This window comes from Pedobacter sp. (genome assembly GCF_045628745.1).
GTDB lineage: Bacteria > Bacteroidota > Bacteroidia > Sphingobacteriales > Sphingobacteriaceae > Pedobacter.
The window spans coordinates 1-1,719 of record NZ_JAZQPU010000153.1; the positions used below are offsets into that span (position 1 = coordinate 1).

Here is a 1,719-nt window from a genome sequence, read left to right on the forward strand (position 1 = left end):
AAAGCTTCCTCGAAGTATTCCGACAAAGGATAAAGTTCAGCTTTTAACCTTGATTCTTTAATTTCCTCGTCTAATTCGCCTCCTTTAAGGTATAAAATACCATTGGCAATAGCATTCTTTGAATCCTTATTGAATTTTCCATGTACCCATGGGTAAAAATCAATTAAACGGGTAACCGCTCTGGAAACTACAAAATCGTATTTATCGGGCACTTGCTCTGCGCGAAGGTGGCTAGCCGTTACATTAGTTAAGCCTAAAGCGGTGGCCACTTCGTTAACTACCTTTATTTTCTTACCTATAGAATCTACCAGGTGAAACTGCGTTTCAGGAAATAAAATAGCCAATGGAATACCCGGAAAACCGCCTCCAGTACCAACATCCAATACCTTCTCCCCTTTTTTGAAGCTGATAAATTTAGCGATACCCAGGGAGTGTAAAATATGGCGTTCATATAATTCTTCAATATCCTTGCGGGAAATGACATTGATCTGGGCATTCCAAAAGCTGTAAAGATCAAAGAGCTGATCAAACTGTGCTATTTGCTGTTCAGAGAGGTTTTTAAAGTATTTTTGGATGAGTGCTGATTTTATTTCCACTGTGCTTTTTTGACAAATATAGACAGAATGCCGTTAAACACTAAAAAAATGAATAAAAGTATATCCAGAATGGGAAAACACCAGGCTAAACCGGGGTAATTTAAGCGCTTTAAAAGCTTAGGATAGACAAAGCACCTCACCACAATACTGAAAACAAAAATGCCTATAGCGGGGTACCATAAAGCTTTAAAAAAACAACCCGCTATTAAAGTGATATAGAACAAAAACTGTATCAATATCTGTGATGACAAGATAAACTTGTGCTTACATTTATACAATTTACCAGCACCGAAATGTCTTTTTTTCTGTCGCAGGTAAGCACCAAAACTTGTTTCGGGCTCAGTCCACACCTGTGTATCAGGGTTAATCCTGATGGAAGTATTTTGTGCCGTAGCATTGGCATTAACAAACAAATCATCATCGCCAGATGGAATATGCATGTGCGAGGCAAAACCCCTGTTGTTAAAAAACAAGCTCTTTTTATAGGCTAAATTTCTTCCCACACCCATGTACGGCATTCCTTTTAAGGCGAAAGAGAGATAATTGACAGCAGTAAAAAAAGTTTCAAACCTGATCAAGGCATTTAGTAAACCACGCTTTTTTACATAAGGTGAGTAACCCAACACAATTTCTGTTGCCGCATCCTGTGGAGCTTGCATGCCTTTTAACCAATTTTTTGAAGCCGGAAAACAATCTGCATCTGTAAAAACCAACCAGTTGTTGCTTGCAGCTTTAATACCCATGGTCACAGCAAACTTTTTACCTGCAATAAATTTAGAGCCCTCACCAACGGTCACTATTTTGAGGTTTTTATATTGTTTTGAAAACTCTTCCAGCAGCTCTTTAGTGCCATCCCAGGATCGGTCGTTCACCACCACCACTTCAAAATCAGGATAATCCTGCTCTAAAACAGCAGGCAGGTATTGCTGCAAGTTAACCACTTCATTGCGTGCACAGATGATGACACTTAAAGGTTCTGTACTATTTTCTGGAATTTCTTCCACTTTTAATCGGGCTAATTTCAAATGTACAAACAGGCTGAAATAGAGTTGTACGAGTAAACAAAATACTAAAATGCCGAGCAGGCAGGCTTCAATTAACGTTAATTCCACGGTTATATTTA

General features: G+C 38.6%; 2 protein-coding genes. Both read right to left on the reverse strand.

Features of this window, described 5'->3' with window-relative positions:
• A partial coding sequence (gene rsmG, locus ACR2F7_RS06245; protein ID WP_432712723.1) for a 16S rRNA (guanine(527)-N(7))-methyltransferase RsmG occupies positions 1-596 on the reverse strand: 596 nt, incomplete at its 3' end.
• A partial coding sequence (locus ACR2F7_RS06250) for a glycosyltransferase (protein WP_432712724.1) occupies positions 587-1,719 on the reverse strand: 1,133 nt, incomplete at its 5' end. The genes ACR2F7_RS06250 and rsmG, both read right to left, overlap by 10 nt.